The organism is Paracholeplasma morum (assembly GCF_016907055.1).
In the GTDB taxonomy this organism is placed as follows: Bacteria; Bacillota_I; Bacilli_A; order Acholeplasmatales; family UBA5453; genus Paracholeplasma; species Paracholeplasma morum.
In genome coordinates this window covers 117,837-135,712 of sequence record NZ_JAFBBG010000005.1, presented here as the reverse complement: position 1 = coordinate 135,712, position 17,876 = coordinate 117,837, and the positions used below count along the sequence as shown (strand labels likewise).

Sequence of the window (17,876 nt, the reverse complement as noted above, 5' to 3'; positions counted from 1 at the left end):
CACTGTCTTTGAGTAGTTGATAGTTTTCATTGTAGGGCAAGTACTCATTTGTTTTAATGAAATGTTGTCTCACATTATAAAGGGCTTGATTATAAAGACTTCTTGAAGCACGCATTAAAGATAACAAAAACTGGTGTTGATTTGGATTTAGAGTGAGTCTTGTTTTAAGGGCTTTATAAGGCATAAATGGGGTTCTCCTTTCCTACTCAAATTATACCATAAACAGCCTATAAAATATATATTTTATATAAATATTTAATTATATAAAAAGTGATGAAAAGAGGTGATTAAAATGGGGTTACATCAAAATTTTTATCAAAAAAACTGTGTGGTTGTTAGCTGATAGAACAATAAAAGATGAACTTTCCTAGTCAATAAGAAAACCCACTCAACCTAAATTGAGTGGGTTAAAAAGTTATTTTCTGAAAGTTTCAGAGATATTTGCTTTGTAGTTTAAGTATCTCATCAGCGTAAAAAGATAATCTGATAATCTATTAATGTACTTGAGGATGGCTTCATCCGTAGAAAACCCTACTAGCAATCTTTCTATTTTTCTCACTTGAGTTCTTAGAAGAGAGATTTGAATGGCCTCAACAGAGCCATCATACGTGATGAATCTTTTGAGCGGTGCTAATTTGATGTCCATCACATCGATTGCTTCTTCTAACTCTATGGTTGCATCAGGATCAACAAACAATCCGAGTTTACCTAATGGATCCACCAGGATGGATGAAATCAAGAATAAGTAATGATCAACTTTTTCTAAGTCTCTTAAAATCTCTTCATCTTGAATATAGTGCTTTGCAAGTGCCAATCGGGCAGATGCTTCATCTAACTCACCAACCAAATGAATGGCTTGATTGGATTTTAACACGCGTTCACTAATAAGGTCTGTTTCGCCTAAATCGCCTTTCTTAGTATAAATCTTCATTAAAATAACCTCAAGATATCATAGAATGTGACATAAACGAACAACGCCATTAAGAGAATGAACATTATATTGTTTGCCGTATTTTCGACTTTACGGTTTAAAGGTTTACGAATAACTGCTTCAATACCAAGGAATACCAGACGTCCACCATCTAGTGCTGGGATTGGAAGTAAGTTCATTACGCCGATATTAACGGATAAGAATCCAACAAAGAATAAGAATGCAGCAAATCCTTGTTGCGCATATTGACCAACAATGTTGAAAATACCAACTGGGCCAGATAAGTTACTTACAGAAATCTGATCTGAGCCACCAAATAAAAGTCCAATTACAGCGATAACTTGACTAACAGATGTTCCAATGCTTGTGAATCCACTAGAAATACTATACACAAAATCGAATTTAGTGTTTGGAGAGATACCCAAAGTGGTTCTGGTTTTTTCTACGCCTTGGCTAGATAACACACTGTCTTCCCAAATTGGTAAATTAACTGTTAGGGTTTCTTGACCACGTTTTATTGTAATGACCGCATCTCCACCTTCTTCTTGGTTAATTGCAGAAACTAAATCAGCCCAAGAAGAGATAGTATAGGTCTTGTTATTAAGTTTAACAGCTGTAATGATATCATCTGTTTTCAATAAATCTTTGGATATACCAAAAGATGACCCAATAACAGCACCGCCATTGGATAGTTTGACACCATATATGTCATTCCCACCAATCTTTTCTTTGTAGTAGTTTGAGATACCCATAGCATTAATATCAATTCTAGGATTAACAAAGAGCGTAATCAATTGTCCATTTCTTTCGATGACTACTGATAGGTTTTCTTCTCCCATTGAATCATTTAGTGCTTGTCCAATGGTAGTCCAATTATCCACAACAACACCATCAATCGATATAATTTTATCCCCAGACACTATCGATGCAAAGTTTGCAGGGTTGTTTGGAACGATTTGCCCAATCACATTTGAATTAACTGGTTTACCTTGGATTGAAGCAACAATTAAAAATATGAAAAACGCTAAGACAAAGTTCATTGCTGGTCCACCAAAGATGGTTAGGAATCTTTGCCATAATGATCTAGACTCAAAAGAACGGTTATATGGCGCTACTTGTATCTTTTTCTTTTCTGATAAGATATAAAATGCATCTTTTTTAACTGAATAAAAACGCATTACACCTTCATCTGTTCCCTCGATAAATAGCCCTTGATTCTTATCATCATATAAATCAAAACTTTCAATAATAAGGTTTTTTTCAGCAGGTTTTGCATTGTTTAAGATGATTTCTTTAATCAAATCCCCTTCAAAATTAACCCCGATGGTTTGGCCTTTTGAAAGCAAAGCATTCTCGATTTGCTCACCAGCCATAGAGACAAATCCCCCGATAGGAATAGCTCTAATTGAATAAAGAGTTTCGCCTTTTCTTTTAGACCATAGGAGTGGCCCCATTCCAATGGCATATTCATGACATAAAATATTTGCTTTCTTAGCAAAGAAAAAATGTCCCAGTTCATGTAAAGCAACGATAAGCCCTAGTGAAAACACAAAGGCTACAATGTTTATTAATAAATCCATTTAGATACCTACACTTTCATAAATCTCTTGGTTTACTCTCAAGATATCTTCCAAAGAAGGTTTCTTGATTGTTTCTTTATAATTGCTAACTGCATTATATACAAGTCTCTCAATATCTAAGAAACTAATTTGACCTTCTAAAAATAGCTTTACAGCCTTCTCATTGGCTGCATTCATTACGACTGGATACAACCCACCCTTAATCCCTACCTCATAAGCAAGTTTTAATAAGGGGAATCTAGTTAGATCCATCGGTTCAAAAGTGAGTTTCTTTAACTCATCCAAGTTTAAAGGTTTAGCGTCTAATGCTAAGTGTCTTGGATAAGACAACGCATATAAAATCGGCATGCGCATATTTGGGTATCCTAAAATGGCTTTTGTCGATTGATCTTGGTACGTTACCATTCCGTGGATAATAGATTCTCTGTGAATGATTGTGTGAATTCTATCATAAGGAAGATTAAACAAATGGTGTGCCTCGATGACTTCTAATCCTTTATTCATCATCGTTGCGCTATCAATGGTAATCTTTTCACCCATGCTCCAATTTGGATGTTTTAAAGCATCCTCTTTAGATACATTCATCAAGTCTTCTCTTGATAAATCTCTAAAAGATCCACCAGAGGCTGTGATCGTAACATTTAAGACATCTTTTTTATTCTCACCTAAAATGGCTTGAAGAAGCGCATTGTGTTCAGAATCAATCGGTAATAGTTTCACCTTATAGGTCTTAACTAATTCATTGATTAAATCACCCGCCATAACCAATGTTTCTTTATTGGCCAAGGCAATGTCCTTGCCGGACTTAATGGCCTCTACAGTTGGTTTAAGGCCTACAGACCCCATTAGTGCATTCACTAAAATAGCCTTTTGTTCTAACTTTGATAAAGTGAGTAATCCTTCATCACCAATTACGTATAGAACATTTGGGTATAAGTTTTGATAAGTTTCTAAGTCATTTGTGCTTCTTAAGCAAACCATAACCGGATTAAATGATTCGATTACATCTAAGTTATAATCGATGTCTCTATCGCCTAATGAGATACCTAATAGTTTAAATTTCTTTGGGTATTGAGCTAAAATATCTAGGGTTTGTCTTCCTATAGAGCCGCTACCACCAAGTAATATGATGTTTTTCATGCTGGGAACACTTGATTCAAGGCCATGAAGATGGCAACTAAGAAGAGTGATACAAAGATTGCTGAATCAAAGCGATCTAATACGCCACCATGGCCAGGAAAGACCTTCCCAAAATCTTTAACTTTATAAGTTCTTTTTAATCTGGATGCAACAAGATCGCCTATTTGACCTAGCACGGATGCAACCAGTGTAATTGGCACAATCACTAATGCTTGGATATAAATCTCTTTAGACCCAATACTTGTGATGTTTTCAAGCAGTGTCATTTGACCAGTACGATTTAAGAACGACCCTGGTTCAAATAGAAACCCATAAAATAGGGCAAAACAGCTAGCTAAAACGGTTGCAATTAGCGTACCTGCAATTGCACCCTCCCAAGATTTCTTAGGACTAATCTTTGGACTCATCTTGTGTTTTCCAAACCTAATCCCAAAGAAATAGGCAAACATGTCGGTGGCTATCGTTACGATGAAGAGATAGACTATGAATCGAACCCCAATTAGTCTTAAAATGGATATTGCGGCGGCACCTAAGCCCATATAGTAGATAATCGTAATCGACTTACCGATATCAGAGCCGTCATAATCATCGTAAAATACGATTAATCCAAACATAAAGAATACAACTACCATTGCGATAGATACGAAGTTAATTTTAATATCAATTGGCGTCAGCGTGTTTTCGATTGGATCACTACTCCAAGCAAGTACAGCGGATAGATACGTTAATACTGCAGCAATAATGGTTGCTATCATTGGAATTTTGGAGAACTTTTTTTCTTTGTTATACATGTTAATTAGTTCTATAGCCCCTACAATCACCATTAGAATCATCATTATTTGGAACACTAAAAATAATGGTTCTAAAATGACAATAGGGATGAATATCGCTAGCAGAGCTAGCCCTGTAATAATTCGTTGTTTCATTTTTTAAGTCCTCCATAACGTCTATCGCGTTTATTGTAGTGTTTAATTGCTTTAATGAGTCTGCGTTTATTAAAAGCTGGCCAGTGGACCTTTGTAAAGTACATTTCTGCATAACTCATTTGCCACAGCAAGTAGTTTGAAAGTCTTTGCTCACCGGAGGTTCTAATCAATAAGTCTACTGGTTGTTTAACGTAAAGGCTATCCCAGATATCTTGTTCACTTGGGTCAGTAACGCCTTTTTCAATTAGTTTCCTATAAGCCGTTAAAAGTTCATCATATGAACCATAGTTAAATGCAACCTGTAATAAAAGCCCTTTATGATCTTTCGTTTGTTCTTCTAGATAATCGATAAGTTCAAGAATTTCTTTCGACAATTCATTACGTCTACCGACATGTTTAAAAACAATATTAGAGTTAATAATTTTATCTTTATATTTTCCAAACTCCTTAATAGGGGTTGTCATTAAATAGTCAACCTCTTCTTTTGGACGTTTCCAGTTTTCAGTTGAAAAAGCGTATACGGTTAAGACTGATATGCCTAACTCATCTGCAGCAGTTGCAATTCTACCAACATTTAAGCCACCTTGATAGTGTCCAAATGTTCTTGGTAACCCACGTTTTTTGGCCCATCTTCCGTTGCCATCAAGTATGATTGCAAGATGTTTTGGAACCTCAATATTTTTCTTATTAATATACATATTAAAACCACCATTCGAAACCATTATACATTATTTTTTTAGGACTTCATATATTAAACGCAAATCTCCCACAAATGAAAAAAAGACCGCAATCGGTCCCACACCATAAATGTGGTTAAATTAAGGTCTTTCTGTTATTAACATTGAATAATTACTTAATATATTCAAGCATGTCTGTGTTATACTTACCAGTAATTAAGAAGAATAAGTCAACAAGCCACAAAATTAAACCTACCGTTCCAACTGTAACGACCCCAATAACTAAACGAATTAATCCCCATTTAGTATCTCCCATCACAAAGCGGTCAATACCGAACGCATTCGTAACTGGAACAATAACTAGTATGAGTTCTAATAAACTCATTTCTTTCTTTCTTGCCATCATATCCTCTCCTTTATGTTTATTATATCTCAATTGTCGTATAAAATCACAAAGAAAAAAGAGATTATTATTTCATAATCTCTTCGTTTTTTAGATTGCCATGATTTCTTCAATCTTGGTTTTAGTTGCTTGTTCAATCTTTTGAATGTAAGTATCTGTTAATGTTTGAACATCTTCAATATATCCATGTTCAGAATCTTCAGTCAAACCAATCTTCTTGATTTGTTCGTTTGCATCTCTTCTTAAGTTTCTGATCGCGACTTTACCATGTTCAGACAGTTTTTCTGCTTGTTTTGATAGTTCTTTTCTGCGTTCAGTGGTTAATTGAGGCAATACCAAACGAATACCTATTCCATCATTTTGAGGTTGTAACCCTAAGCTTGAAGCTTGAATTGCTGTTTCGATTTTCTTTAGTAAAGAACGATCGAAAGGTTTAACATATAATTGATTCCCTTCTGGAACTGAAATTGAAGCTATTTGCTTAACTGGAGAGTCAACTCCATAGTATTCAACTACTAGGCTATCTAGAAGGGCTGGATTAGCTCTACCCGTACGAATGCTAGAAAAATCATGTAGCATAGCATGGACGGACTTTTCCATCTTTTCTTCGATTTCAAATAATACTAAATCTGCTTGTTCGTTCATATTAATCTCCCTATTTGACTATTTGACAACTGTTCCGATTTTTTCACCTAAGCTGGCTTTCTTGATGTTGCCTTCTTGGTTCATATTAAAGACAATTAGATCAATTGAGTTATCTTTGCATAAGCTTGCAGCGGTAGAATCCATGATTTCTAAACCATGTTCTAAAACAAATTTATGCGTTAGTTCATTAAACATGATCGCATCAGTGTTTTTGCGTGGATCTTTATCATAAACACCTTCGACACCATTTTTAGCCATAAGTATGACATCTGCATCAATCTCAGCAGCTCTTAATGCCGCTGCGGTATCTGTAGAGAAATATGGAGAACCAGTACCACCAACAAAGATGACTACTCTTCCTTTTTCCATATGTCTTGTCGCACGTCTTCTGATATAAGGTTCGCATACTTCACTTACGTTTAATGAACTCATCACACGTGTTGGTACACCAATTTTTTCAAGCGAATCTTGAATGGCTAAACCATTCATGATTGTCGCAAGCATGCCCATATAGTCAGCTTGTGCTCTATCCATACCTAAGCCTTCAGCAGTTTTGCCGCGCCAAATGTTACCGCCACCAACGACGATACCAACATCAATGCCAAGGTCTTTGACCTCTTTGATTTCTTTAGCTAGTTTCATAACAGTTTGTGGATCAATTCCATGTTCTGTATGTCCCTTTAAGGCTTCACCACTCATTTTGAGTAATACGCGTTTATAACTCATAGAACCACCTCGATGTTTAGATTTTTTAATTGAGTTTTAGGTTAAAAATTTAAGCTTTTACTTGTTCCATAACTTCTTTAGCGAAGTCTACTTCACGTTTTTCAATGCCTTCGCCTACTTCTAAGCGAACGAATGTAACAACAGCTGCTTTAGCGTTTTTAACATATTGTTCAACTGTTTCATCTGGATTCTTAACGAATGGTTGGTTCACTAAGCAAATTTCTTTTAGTTGTTTGTTTAAGCGACCTTCGACCATCTTTTCTAAGATGTTTTGTGGTTTTGGTTTTGGATCGTGTGAATTTTCTTCCATAGCTTGGTGTACTAAGATTTCTCTTTCTTTAGCAATTGTATCTGCAGAGATTTGAGATTGGTCTAAGTATTGTGGTTTTTGTGCAGCAACATGCATAGCGATGTCTTTTGCTACAACCTCGTCTCCACCGTTTAGGATTGCAACAGAGGCAATTCTACCACCCATATGTTTGTAAGCACCGAAAATTTGTGCGTCTTCTTTAACGATTCTTGTAACACGTCTAAGTGTCATTTTTTCACCGATTGTCGCAGTAGCTTCTGACAATAAAATTTCGATTGTTTTACCATCTACGCTTGCTTGTAATGCTTCTTCAGTATTGCTTGCTCCACTGTTGAAGATTGTTTCGCCGACTTTATCGATTAAAGCTAAGAACTTTTCGTTTTTAGCAACGAAGTCTGTTTCTGAGTTTAATTCATATAATACAGCAACATTGCCTTCGATTACGAAATTACATAATCCTTCAGCTGCGATTCTATCAGCCTTTTTAGCAGCTTTAGCAATACCTTTTTCTCTTAAATAAGTAACTGCTGCTTCAATGTCACCATCATTTTGTTCTAACGCCTTTTTGCAATCTAACATACCAGCGCCAGTAATGTCTCTTAATTGTTTTACTTGTTGTGCAGTAACTGCCATTGTCGTATCCTCCTAATTTATTAAGTATATTATACTATTTTTTTGAATTTTTATGAAATAAAAGGGATGAGTTAACATCCCTAAAATTTACCTTTTTACTTCAAAGCTTCAAGTAAATCCGCTTTCTTCATGGTTTCATATCCAGGAATATTCTTTTCTTTCGCAAGGTCACGTAATTCACTTGTTTTCTTTGCTGCTAATTCTGAAGAACCTTCAGCATTTGTATTATTTTCTCTTCTTACATAAGGTTTTCTATCGTTGTTGTTATTGTTATATTCTTTACGAGGACGTCTTGGACGTTCTTTGTTTTCAACGTTTCTTGAAGCTTCTTGCATATTCACTTCTTCAGCGTCATCAAACTTTTCAACAACCCCACCTTGTGCTTCAATAATGGCATTACCCATTACATATGAGATTAGTTTAACGGCTCTAATTGCATCGTCATTCGCAGGAATTACATAGTCTACGTCATCTGGGTCACAGTTAGTGTCCACGATACCGAATACTGGAATGCCTAAAATACGTGCTTCTAAGATTGCGTTTCTTTCTTTACGTGGGTCAACGATGAATAGTGCTTCAGGCACTTTTTGCATGTCTTTGATTCCACCTAAGAATTTTTCCAATCTTTCTCTTTCTTTCTTAAGACCGATAACTTCTTTTTTAGGTAATAATTCGAATGTTCCTTGAGTTTCCATTTCGTATAGATCTTTCAAACGTTTGATTCTACGACGAATGGTTTTGAAGTTTGTTAAAGTTCCACCTAACCATCTTTGGTCAACATAGAAGTGACCAGTTCTAGCTGCTTCTTCTTTAACTGCTTCTTGAGCTTGTTTCTTAGTTCCTACGAATAGAACTTTACCACCATTTGAAACGATTTCAAATAATGCCTTGTATGCCTTTTCGATAGACTCAGCAGTCTTCTTAAGGTCGATGATGTAAATGCCGTTACGTGCAGTGTAGATGTAACGTGACATTTTTGGGTTCCATCTTCTAGTCGCATGACCGAAGTGAACGCCTGATTCAAGTAATTGTTTCATTGAAACGACTGACATTTTTAATTCCTCCATTTGTTATTTTTTCCTCTGCTTGACATACACCATTTCAACCACCCGAAGGGGCACCTGGCAAATAGCTGTTCAAGCATGTGTATTTTAATGCCTTTTTAACTATATCATATTATATATGGGAAATCAACCTTTTTAAGTTTATATTCATTCATTTGCTTATTTTTGTACAATATAGTTCTATTTTTCCTGGGTAAATCGTATGAACTAGTGGTTTTCTTCTATACCCAAATAAAACACCCTCCGGAAGAGAGTGTTATCTAATATAGCGTTTGGCTTCTAATAAATGATAATGATCCAGTTCTTCTTTTAGAAGTAAATAGACAGGTTGATAGAGTAACGCAACTGACAAAGCCCCAGAGATTGCCATCATAAATTCAAACGGTACATCTGCCATAAAATACGCCCATGGTTCATACCCATAAGTATAGACTGAGAATGGAATGAAGATGATTCCATATACAAATCCAAATACAAACGCAAAGATTGTTAACGAAAAACTAGATTTAAATCTTTTAAATATCGTGGAAAGCGTTAAAGGAATAAAGCTCCAAGCCATCGCCATTGGGATAACCATATGAGCAAGCAAGGTCCCGTTATATATGTTATCCATGATTGTATGTAAGAGCGCAATGAAAAACGTCTTTCTGCCGCCCAATAATCTGGTGTATAAAATCAATAAAAATACGGTTAGCTGCACATTGGGAATAAAGGCCAAGACTTGTTCGACAGCAAACACTATGCCTGTAAATATGGCAATAATCGCAATGTCGAATATGCTTTTTCTCATATTAGTAACTTTCTAGTTTAAACTCAATTAAATCATTTTCTTGAATGTAATATTGGCTAATCCCTTTCATGGATGCAGTTCCATTTACATAAAACGCAATATACTGCCTATCGGCAGGTTCCAAAGCATATGTTTTATACTTAAGTGTATTCAACATATAGACCGTTTCACCCTCCATTACAAACTCACTGTAATTCCCATCAAAGAACTCAACCAAAAGCTCATAAACGCTTGAGTTTTCGCTGATTTCAAAGGTACCTTCAAAAATCTTTGATTCTTGATACATCGCAACATTAACGGTTACTAGGTCTCCTTTGTTTGGTTTTGTCTTGCAGGCTGAAAGACCAAAGAATAGCCCTAAAACCACCATAACAAGCCATAGTTTCTTCATTTTCGACATGTAAATCCCTCCAGTTATAGTCAAAAAATCTATATCCGCCATAGGATATAGATTATATAATCAAAAAGAATATTGATTCATACACGCATCACCCAGGCGGTACTTAGTAAGTATAGGTAGGTCTACCGGCTCGACTTCGTCCTTTTCACACCTTCCCGCTTCAAGCAGTGGTATTTGTGAATTGTCCATCTTACGGTTGCTGGGGCAGCGAAAGCTTTTACTTTCTTCCCTGTTATGTGCTAGGCACACCTAATACCCATTAGTATAACTCCATTATAGACTATACTTTTTTATTACACAAGGGTTAAAACTGAAAAATTATTTATCCGTACTTCCGAACCCACTTATGCGTTTTTCAGTCGTAAAATCTTCATCTGTTTTTAAGTAATTGATGAAGATGCCTTGGGCAATTCTTTCATGTTTTAACACAGTTTGAGATACTTCTCCAAAATTATAAATTGGAATCATGATATGACCTTCATTAATCGGACTATTATAGTAGTCTTGATCAATAACACCTACGTTATTTGCCATAGTTAAGCCTTTTTTGATGCCAAGCGAGCTTCTTGGAAACACCAATAAAACCTCGTCATCATTCATTGCCACTTTAAGTCCAGTAGGGATCATTTTGATCTCTTTTGGGTTGATTGTAACCTCTTCAATGCTTGCTAAATCATAGCCTGCAGAATGGGTTGTCGCACGTTTTGGTAAATCGAAAGACTCATTTTGATAGTGTGTGATTTTTTCAAATTTTCTCATTTAAATACTCCTTTATAACGTAGTTTAGGACTTCGTTTTCTCGTTTTAATGTAGAGAATGGGTGAACCCCAGTAACGGTTTTCTTTCTTCTTTCTTCAATGATGAAGTTGTTTTGTTTAATCACTTCATCAATTGGAACCCAAACCGCTTCAAGTCCAAATGAAGATTCATATTTCTCAAGTTTTTTCTTACCGATTTGATCGACTTTCGCGAAGAAATAATGACTTTTTTGATAGAGGTTTAGCCCATTATCCGTCAACCTAAGTTCTTCAATATACCCAATAGGCTCGATATCCTTAATGGTCATGCCCGTTTCTTCTTCAACTTCTCTAGCTAAGGCCACTAAAATGGGTTCATTTTCTATGCCACCACCGGGTGTCATATAATCATCAAACTTCTTTGAATAGGCCATTAGTATGTCTCGTCCTTGAAGAATTACCGCTCTTGCAGTATATCTCTTCAAATGGATTTTTGAATCTTTAATGCGTTCATCTACAATCATATCTGTGATTTTGTTCATTTTTTAGCTCTCGGATGACTTTCTTTATATAATGTTCTAATTTTCTCTGTGGTTAAATGCGTATAGACTTGTGTGGTTTTTAAGTTCTCGTGTCCAAGTAATTCTTGAACCACTCTTAAATCCGCACCATGATTTAGCAATGCTGAGGCAAATGAGTGTCTTAGCATGTGTGGTGATACTTTAACAAACTCACCAGCATCTTTAAACAGTTGGTTTAAAATAACGCGTAAGCCTCTCGTTGTTAATACGCCGCCTTTATAGTTGATAAATAATTTTTGATTAAAGAGCGTATCTCCTTTAGCCAACAACAAGGGTCTTGTGTAGGTCATATATTGTCTAAAGGATTCGGTTAATTTATCGTGAAGAATCACATAACGGTCTTTTGACCCTTTACCATGAATCAATACCCTTTGGCGAGATAACTCAACATCGCTAATCGATAAGTTACATAATTCACTGGCACGTATGCCTGTAGAATAAAGTAAATCAAAGATTAGATAGTTTCTTTGTCCTAAAGGTTTTTGTATATCTATCGATTGGAATATTAAATCCAGTTCTTTTTCAGAGACCACTTTAGGCAGTCTTTTTTCAACCTTAGGGCTTTTTAGTGTAATCGTAACATTAACATCAATGTTTCCAACACGTTGATGATACTTGTAAAAAGACTTAATCGCGGATAGTTTTCTCGCAATGCTTTTATTTTGAAAATTGCTGGCATTTAAATGATTCAAGTAATGTCCAAAAACACGTTCACGAGTCACCTCAAGCAACAAATCAGAAAACCCCTCATTTTGAACAAACGCTAAAAACCCTTTAACATCGGTAAGATAGCTCTTAACGGTTAGAGAGGAATACTGTTTTTCGATTGAAAGATAGTCTTCAAATGCTTTTAAGGCTTGTTCGTTTGAGATCATGGTTAACCTTCCTTACTCTCCTAAATACTTAGATAAGGATTCCGTAGCACGTTCCATATAGAGGCGTTTACGGTCTAGTTTTTTATGTTTGCCAAGTTCAGGTAGAATCCCCAAATTGGCATTGATTGGGTTAAAACTCTTGTTTTTAGTTGAAATATATCTACTCATGGCACCAATCATTGTGTCAGTTGGGAATGGTGACATCGGTTTTTCGTTTAATAATCTATCTAAATGATAAGCCGCACTTAATCCTGATGCTGCTGATTCAACATAGCCTTCTACCCCAGAGATTTGACCTGCTACAAAGAGTTTTGGATACTTAATCGATTGATAACAAGCATTCAGTACTTCAGGAGATTCAATATAGGTATTTTGGTGCATGACCCCATAACGAATAATGTTCGCATTCTCTAGTCCAGGAATCAGTTGAATGACACGTTTTTGTTCACTCCATTTGAGGTTTGTTTGGAAACCTACGATATTAAATAATGACTTTGCTGCATCATCTTGTCTTAATTGAACCACTGCGTAAGGTTTAGATCCATTATGTTCAAGGCCAACCGGTTTTAATGGTCCAAATAAAAGCGTTTCTTTACCCCTAGAAGCCATAATTTCCACTGGCATACACCCTTCAAAGACATTGACTTCAAAGTCCTTTAAAGTGGCCCTTTCTGCCGTAGTTAGCGCTTCATAAAAACGGTCATACTCTTCTTTTGTCATCGGACAGTTTATATAATCGCTTTCGCCTTTATCGTATCTAGATTTAAAATAAGCAATATCATAGTTGATGCTAGATGCCTCAATGATTGGGGCTACTGCATCAAAGAAGTGCAGTTGTTTGGCATCAAAAAGCGTTTGGATTTTCGATGACAGTAGATCGCTAGTCAGTGGGCCTGAGGCAATGATTGTATACTCATCAATATCAATATCAGATACTTCTTCTTTAATAACTTCAATGTTCGGATGAGTCATAATCTTTTTAGTCACATATTCTGAAAACCCAATACGGTCAACAGCAAGGCTAGACCCAGCAGGAACTTCTTCGCTAAGTGCCGCTTCCATAATTAAAGACCCTATGGCCTGCATTTCACGTTTAAGCAATCCAACTGCATTCAGTGGGTCATTTGAACGAAGTGAGTTTGAACATACCAACTCTGCGAATAAATCTGTTTGGTGCGCAGGGGTCATTTTTATCGGTCTCATTTCGTATAATTTTACTTTATGTCCTTTGTTTGCCAGATAGTAAGCTGCCTCTGAACCAGCCAATCCAGCTCCAATAATTTTTATCATATTAACAACCTTTCGTTTTTGTTTGTTTAAAACTATTATTATTATATAATATTTATGAGGTGATTATCTATGGCAACTATAAAAGATGTCGCAAAAAAGGCAAACGTCAGTGTCGCAACCGTTTCTAGAGTCATTAACCAAAAAGGGTATGTTAACGAAGAAACACGTTTGCTGGTAGAAACAGCTATTAATGATTTAAACTACATTCCAAATGAACTCGCACGTTCACTTTTTAACAAACATTCCAAATTGATTGGGGTATTGGTCCCACATTTTGATACTCAGTTCTACGCAGAACTGATTGAGGGTATCGAAAACCAAGCAATGAAACTGGGTTATAAGATTATGTTATCTAACACCCAAGACGATGCCAAACGTGAGAAAGATTATATTCACATTTATTCACAATACAACATCGATGGCATTATTGTTGCATCCAATGCACACAATGTCGATCAATTGATTAAATCAGACTTACCGATTGTAACGGTGGATCACATTTTATCCGAAAACATTCCATCGATTACGTCAAATAACATCCTAGGTGGTATCATTGCTGCTCAAAAACTCATTTCTGGGGGTTCTAGATACATTTTAGAGCTTAGAGGTCCATCATTCTTATTAACCGTTTCTGAACGCTCATTAGGGTTTAGACAAGTACTTGTCCAAAACAACATTCCTTATATCTCATATGATGGGGATTTATTAAATCCTGATATCGATGCAATCACCAAAATTATTGAGTCCCATCCAGAAATCGATGGCATATTTGCGACTTCAGACTTCTTAGCAATTCACGCAGAAAACATCATCAATAAAATGGGGAAGAAAATTCCTGAAGACATCCAAATTGTCGGTTTTGATAATATCGTTTATACAACGCTTGTTTCACCAACCATCACGACGATTGAACAACCAATTCGTAGAATGGGTGAGCTTGCACTAGAAACCTTGGTTAAACTTCTTAATGAAGAGACAATCAGTGAGTTCCATAGTGTACTAGATGTAAAGTTAATTGAAAGAGAATCTACAAAATAACTAACAAAAAAGGCAATCGGATTGCCTTTTTTTCTTTAATAGGTTAAGAATTTCTTTCTTGAAACAGGTTTTAACAACACTAGTAAACCGTAAGTAGCTAATACCATGGTTAAGCCAATGATTAGTAGAGCCCATTCGGATGCGATTACTTTCGTTAGAAAATAGTACATAAACCCAAATGTAATCAGTAAAGCAAATCCCCCGAAGACGGCAAGAAATGAGCCTATGCTTTGTTTAATGACTTCCACTTCTGAGTTAAACTCAAACTTCGGAAAGTATAAATTGATGAATCCAAATAAAATAGAAGATAACATAGAGAAACTACATACGACTAAAAGAAACAGCGCTATCTCAATAAATCCAAATTGTAATGAATAACTTAACATTGTGATGCCAACGACACTTACAGGCACAACCAATAAAACATTGAATAAGATCTTTGATAACATCACTTCATAAGGGTCAACAGGTAGTGTCTTTAAGATCCACAAGTGTTTCCCTTCAAGCGATAAATTAATCGCTGGGGTAAAGGTCATTGCGATTGAAAACCCGAAGACAATCAGTAACAATGGTAGTATAGGCAAGTTCAGTTCGGTTGCTTCTACTAAGAACTCATTGATGTTTGATTTAAAGATTAAGCTTGCTACGGATAATGCGAAGATGATAATGACACCTAATCCTGTATTAAGAACATAAATCGGTATTGAGAAGAAAGTTTTAAACTCTTTTTGAATCAATGTCTTTCTCATTGAGCCCGAATTATATGTGACTTTCTTTTTACGATTGATATAAGTATTTTGTTTGGATTGATTGGTTTTTCTAACCAATCCTTGAATCAAGAATACATAAACAACAAACACGCCGATAGAGATTAATGCCAATAGCAAGAAGGATAAATGGTTATGATCATGAACGGCTTCGGCATAGTATCTTACAAGTGGATAGTATTCTGAAACGCCTCCAATTAAATCTACTTGTCCTGTTAAAGGATTGGTCTCGGTACCAGTTGAAACAAAGGATAACGCAAATATACCGATGAATAATCCAAACATTAAAATGATGTTAAGTAATTTGGAAAAAGGCAATTTATTGGTTAACTTGGTAATTAAAAGCGAAACAAATGATAACAACACTATTGGAATTAAAGGGGTAAATAAAAACCCTAAAATGGCATAAACCAACCCAAAGAAACTAATACTATGATAATAGAAATAAGCTGCAAAAATCGGTATCACAAACAGTAATGAAGTAATATAAATCATTAACAACATTACCGATAATTTCGCAAACAATACGGTACTGTTCTTGATCGGTAATGGGGCTAAGATGTCATAATCTTTATAGTTAAAGATATACCCAGATGATCTTAACAACGCCATCATAACAGAAAGCCCAAACGTATAAGTTGCAGCAAAAGAAATAATGATCTCTAATTGATCAATTTCAGACATAAGCTTGGCTAAATCAAAGAACATAAATCCGAATGATGCAAAAAACACTCCAAAAGCATAAAGCATTAATAAACTAAACCCAATCACTTTGGCTTTGCTTTGTTTGAGGTTAAACCCAAACAAACGTTTAAATGAAAAATTCTCTTTGAAGAATACTTTAATTAGCGTTAAATACATTAGTGCTCACTCGCAATTTCCATAAATAGAGTTTCAAGTGATTGGTCTTTGACTACTTCGTGGGTCATGCCTTGGGCAACAATCTTGCCTTGCTTAATAATCGCTACTTTATTACATAACTTTTCTACGACTTCTAAAACGTGTGTAGAAAAGAAAATGCTCGCACCCGCTTCGCATAAGTGTCTAAACGTATCTTTAAGTAAGAAGCTTGCTTTAGGATCCAACCCAACAAAGGGCTCATCTAGCAATAACACCTTTGGTTTATGAACCAAAGCAGAGATTATAACCAACTTCTGCTTCATCCCATGAGAATAGGATGAGATTGGATGAGATAACACATCAGACAGCTCAAACATAGTTGCATATTTCTCAATAAGTTCCTTACGTTCGATAGCCGATACTAAAAATGCATCTGCAATGAAGTTTAAGTATTGAATACCCGATAATGATTCATAGATATCAGGGTTATCTGGTATATACGCAATTTCTCGTTTAACCCCAAGTGGGTCTTTTTTCACAGATTTACCTAACACTAAGATATCGCCTTCTTCAAAATCAATGATGCCGGCAATGGCTTTTAAAAGGGTTGTTTTACCTGCACCGTTATGACCAACAAACCCATAGATGTCTCCAGGTTCAATTGTCAAAGTGATTTGATCGTTTGCTTTTTTTTGTCCATAGGACTTTGAAACATTAATAATTTCTAACATAATCGTACCTCCTAACTCTATTATACGACAAATTTGTATAAATACAAACTAATTTTGAATTTTTTTGAATTTAAATAAATTCAACAAAAAAAGGATAACACATAAGCGTATTATCCTTAATTTATTAAAACTTTTTAACCATAAAACCATCATATACTGGTTCTAACCTTTTATTGAGCCCATAGGTCACAAAAGTAAGAATAATGACATTCAGTGGTAACATTGGCAATCTAATTGCCAACGACCCTAACGCCGTTTTTTCTGATGCTATTAACCACAAAGCGATTGTATTGGATAGGGTAGCCATAATATGCGTAATCAATAAAGCGATTGTTATCACATAAATGTTACTTTTATATTTGATTAATAACCCTGGTATCATACCCCAAAAGATTGCACTTAATCCAAATAAAATCACATAGGATCCTCTTGGCGCTAACATAAATCCAACATAGTCGCTGATAAACCCCATGATTCCACCGTATATGGGTCCAAGCACAACACCCCCGATAATGAGTGGAACTGCATAATAAGGTAACCCAAAATCCACAACTGGAATAAGATTTTTTATAACCAAATCTAGACCAATTGACAGTGCAGTCAAAATGGCTGCTAAAGCTAAATATTTCACTTCTCGTCTCAAAATAAAAGACCTCCTCTTAAGAGATCCACTATAAAAAAAACTTACAGCGGACGCATAAGAAAACCGCCACTTTCGTGTTCGTACCAACCCAACATCCCATGGTTAGTCACTTTACGCTTTCTTATTACTCTGTAAGTGTATTGTATCAT

General features: G+C 35.6%; 21 protein-coding genes, 1 pseudogene and 2 riboswitches. Of the genes and pseudogenes, 1 reads left to right on the top strand and 21 read right to left on the bottom strand.

The window, feature by feature from the left end; all coding sequences use genetic code 11:
• From JN09_RS03940 to trmFO, 18 genes and pseudogenes are all read right to left on the bottom strand, one after another.
• Window positions 1–184: helix-turn-helix domain-containing protein (locus JN09_RS03940; protein ID WP_204432902.1), on the bottom strand; the 184-nt coding region annotated here is incomplete at its 3' end.
• A 231-nt stretch (window positions 185–415) separates the two neighbouring features.
• Entirely contained in the window at window positions 416–931 is a 516-nt protein-coding gene (locus JN09_RS03935; protein ID WP_204432900.1) for an ATP:cob(I)alamin adenosyltransferase, read from the bottom strand.
• A complete protein-coding gene (locus JN09_RS03930; RefSeq protein ID WP_204432899.1) occupies window positions 931–2,511 on the bottom strand; it encodes a M50 family metallopeptidase in 1,581 nt (526 codons plus the stop codon). The genes JN09_RS03935 and JN09_RS03930 overlap by 1 nt, the downstream gene beginning before the upstream one ends.
• Window positions 2,512–3,651, bottom strand: a complete 1,140-nt coding sequence (gene dxr, locus JN09_RS03925) for a 1-deoxy-D-xylulose-5-phosphate reductoisomerase (protein ID WP_204432897.1) — start codon at window positions 3,649–3,651, stop codon at window positions 2,512–2,514. It abuts the gene before it with no gap.
• Entirely contained in the window at window positions 3,648–4,577 is a 930-nt protein-coding gene (locus tag JN09_RS03920; protein ID WP_204432893.1) for a phosphatidate cytidylyltransferase, read from the bottom strand. The genes dxr and JN09_RS03920 overlap by 4 nt, the downstream gene beginning before the upstream one ends.
• On the bottom strand, window positions 4,574–5,275 hold the full coding sequence (gene uppS, locus JN09_RS03915) for a polyprenyl diphosphate synthase (RefSeq protein WP_204432892.1): 702 nt from the start codon (window positions 5,273–5,275) through the stop codon (window positions 4,574–4,576). The genes JN09_RS03920 and uppS overlap by 4 nt, the downstream gene beginning before the upstream one ends.
• Before the next feature lie 151 nt (window positions 5,276–5,426).
• Window positions 5,427–5,657: a hypothetical protein gene (locus tag JN09_RS03910; protein ID WP_204432890.1), complete on the bottom strand. Its 231-nt coding sequence runs from the start codon at window positions 5,655–5,657 to the stop codon at window positions 5,427–5,429.
• A gap of 90 nt (window positions 5,658–5,747) precedes the next feature.
• Window positions 5,748–6,302, bottom strand: coding sequence for a ribosome recycling factor (frr, locus tag JN09_RS03905; RefSeq protein WP_204432889.1), 555 nt, complete (start codon window positions 6,300–6,302; stop codon window positions 5,748–5,750).
• 18 nt (window positions 6,303–6,320) lie between these two features.
• The gene (gene pyrH / locus JN09_RS03900; protein WP_204432887.1) at window positions 6,321–7,028 is read right to left on the bottom strand and encodes a UMP kinase; all 708 of its coding nucleotides are present in this window, start codon (window positions 7,026–7,028) and stop codon (window positions 6,321–6,323) included.
• Between the two features lie 49 nt (window positions 7,029–7,077).
• Complete coding sequence (gene tsf / locus JN09_RS03895; protein ID WP_204432884.1) at window positions 7,078–7,971, bottom strand: translation elongation factor Ts; 894 nt, start codon at window positions 7,969–7,971, stop codon at window positions 7,078–7,080.
• 95 nt (window positions 7,972–8,066) lie between these two features.
• On the bottom strand, window positions 8,067–8,306 hold the full coding sequence (locus JN09_RS07635; protein ID WP_235985183.1) for a Rho termination factor N-terminal domain-containing protein: 240 nt from the start codon (window positions 8,304–8,306) through the stop codon (window positions 8,067–8,069).
• Window positions 8,307–8,342: 36 nt separating this feature from the next.
• Window positions 8,343–9,023: pseudogene (gene rpsB, locus JN09_RS03890) on the bottom strand (30S ribosomal protein S2); the annotation flags it as partial.
• Between the two features lie 268 nt (window positions 9,024–9,291).
• On the bottom strand, window positions 9,292–9,825 hold the full coding sequence (locus tag JN09_RS03885) for a hypothetical protein (protein ID WP_204432882.1): 534 nt from the start codon (window positions 9,823–9,825) through the stop codon (window positions 9,292–9,294).
• A 1-nt stretch (window position 9,826) separates the two neighbouring features.
• Window positions 9,827–10,225, bottom strand: coding sequence for a DUF4430 domain-containing protein (locus tag JN09_RS03880; RefSeq protein WP_204432881.1), 399 nt, complete (start codon window positions 10,223–10,225; stop codon window positions 9,827–9,829).
• Window positions 10,226–10,323: 98 nt separating this feature from the next.
• A riboswitch (cobalamin riboswitch) is annotated at window positions 10,324–10,494 on the bottom strand.
• Window positions 10,495–10,543: 49 nt separating this feature from the next.
• Window positions 10,544–10,984 (bottom strand): dUTP diphosphatase, encoded by a 441-nt coding sequence (gene dut / locus JN09_RS03875; protein WP_204432880.1) that lies wholly within the window; start codon window positions 10,982–10,984, stop codon window positions 10,544–10,546.
• Window positions 10,971–11,504, bottom strand: a complete 534-nt coding sequence (locus tag JN09_RS03870) for an NUDIX hydrolase (protein WP_204432878.1) — start codon at window positions 11,502–11,504, stop codon at window positions 10,971–10,973. The genes dut and JN09_RS03870 overlap by 14 nt, the downstream gene beginning before the upstream one ends.
• On the bottom strand, window positions 11,501–12,418 hold the full coding sequence (gene xerA, locus JN09_RS03865; RefSeq protein WP_204432876.1) for a site-specific tyrosine recombinase/integron integrase: 918 nt from the start codon (window positions 12,416–12,418) through the stop codon (window positions 11,501–11,503). The genes JN09_RS03870 and xerA overlap by 4 nt, the downstream gene beginning before the upstream one ends.
• A 12-nt stretch (window positions 12,419–12,430) precedes the next feature.
• Window positions 12,431–13,708, bottom strand: a complete 1,278-nt coding sequence (trmFO, locus tag JN09_RS03860; RefSeq protein ID WP_204432871.1) for a methylenetetrahydrofolate--tRNA-(uracil(54)-C(5))-methyltransferase (FADH(2)-oxidizing) TrmFO — start codon at window positions 13,706–13,708, stop codon at window positions 12,431–12,433.
• A gap of 69 nt (window positions 13,709–13,777) precedes the next feature.
• On the opposite strand from trmFO, the gene JN09_RS03855 reads away from it, so the two are divergent.
• Window positions 13,778–14,746 (top strand): LacI family DNA-binding transcriptional regulator, encoded by a 969-nt coding sequence (locus tag JN09_RS03855; RefSeq protein WP_204432869.1) that lies wholly within the window; start codon window positions 13,778–13,780, stop codon window positions 14,744–14,746.
• A 35-nt stretch (window positions 14,747–14,781) separates the two neighbouring features.
• On the opposite strand, the gene JN09_RS03850 is transcribed toward JN09_RS03855, so the two are convergent.
• The 3 genes from JN09_RS03850 to JN09_RS03840 all read right to left on the bottom strand — a co-directional run bounded on the left by JN09_RS03850 (window position 14,782) and on the right by JN09_RS03840 (window position 17,727).
• A complete protein-coding gene (locus JN09_RS03850; protein WP_204432867.1) occupies window positions 14,782–16,374 on the bottom strand; it encodes a permease-like membrane multi-spanning protein in 1,593 nt (530 codons plus the stop codon).
• Complete coding sequence (locus tag JN09_RS03845) at window positions 16,374–17,084, bottom strand: ABC transporter ATP-binding protein (protein ID WP_204432866.1); 711 nt, start codon at window positions 17,082–17,084, stop codon at window positions 16,374–16,376. The genes JN09_RS03850 and JN09_RS03845 overlap by 1 nt, the downstream gene beginning before the upstream one ends.
• Before the next feature lie 124 nt (window positions 17,085–17,208).
• Window positions 17,209–17,727 carry a folate family ECF transporter S component gene (locus JN09_RS03840; RefSeq protein WP_204432864.1) on the bottom strand — a complete coding sequence of 173 codons (519 nt, stop codon included), beginning with the start codon at window positions 17,725–17,727 and terminating at the stop codon, window positions 17,209–17,211.
• Between the two features lie 42 nt (window positions 17,728–17,769).
• A riboswitch (THF riboswitch) is annotated at window positions 17,770–17,861 on the bottom strand.
• Window positions 17,862–17,876: the final 15 nt, after the last annotated feature.